Source organism: Haladaptatus ordinarius (genome assembly GCF_054177595.1).
In genome coordinates this window covers 1-880 of sequence record NZ_JBPEHH010000285.1, presented here as the reverse complement: position 1 = coordinate 880, position 880 = coordinate 1, and the positions used below count along the sequence as shown (strand labels likewise).

At 51.6% G+C, this 880-nt stretch carries 1 protein-coding gene; it reads right to left on the bottom strand.

Annotation, left to right across the window (positions count from 1 at the left end; all coding sequences use genetic code 11):
- Nucleotides 1-679 precede the first annotated feature (679 nt).
- Nucleotides 680-775, bottom strand: a complete 96-nt coding sequence (locus tag ACR3FF_RS27530; protein WP_472850177.1) for a DUF8139 family protein — start codon at nt 773-775, stop codon at nt 680-682.
- Nucleotides 776-880 lie beyond the last annotated feature (105 nt).

Below are 880 nucleotides of genomic sequence, written 5' to 3'. Positions count from 1 at the left end.
CGATGTAGCGGATGGAGAGCGAAGCATTTGGCCTGCGTATGAAACCACTGTTGGAGATGAGCTAGACATCTTGTTCGGGGTGTTCCGCCGGGAACACCCCTTTCTCCTGCGCCCTCAGTCGCTCGACTCCATATAGTCCCACATCTCTGCGAAGGGCATTTTTTGGGAATGAATCGTAACAATAGTCCATCCGTCTAACTCCCGATGCCATGGACTCCACATCTTCGCTTTCCCTCTCCACCCCTTTGGTGGGATTTTTTCTGTCGAAATGGAGTTCACCTCGAATAGGGCTGCTCCTTCGCCAAATTGTCGTCCTTCGAATTCATCACGGAGTGCTGCTCCACGGTCCTGAATTTTTTCTTGTTGTCCGTACCATCTGATGTACAAACCGATGGGGGCAGCTACGGACGCCATTGCACCCAAAATCTGAAACCATGAGACCATTATTGTGCCATGTTATCTCCAGCATGGTCAAAAAACATGCTTTTCCATTTGAGGTGACAAAACACGATGATGGAGGAGGCCATTGCACGGGGTGACGTCCTTCGTCGGGGTCACAAAACTTCCGTGAGCCACGCACTGAAAAGACAATCCTCGTTGACTTCGAGTGCATCTCGGATTTGTGGCCACGTTGGTTTGCGTTCGCCATCGTCCATTGCAGTGGAGTATCGGTGATCGATTACTGTGATACCGGTACCAAGTCGCGATGCCGGAACCAGACATCGATTTCCTCACCATTGGTTTCGATGCGGTAGCTATAGGAGGAGCGTGTCATAGAAAGCCTCCCAAGGGAGGCCGCAGGATTTTGAAACTGTGTCCAGCAGTACCAACGCCCTGCAAGACGTCGCTTCGGTAGACGACTTTTTGAATGCGGCGGCGA

Coding starts and splice junctions, on each gene's coding strand:
- ACR3FF_RS27530 (WP_472850177.1), bottom strand. CDS start 775: ATGACACGCTCCTCCTATAGCTACCGCATCGAAACCAATGGTGAGGAA.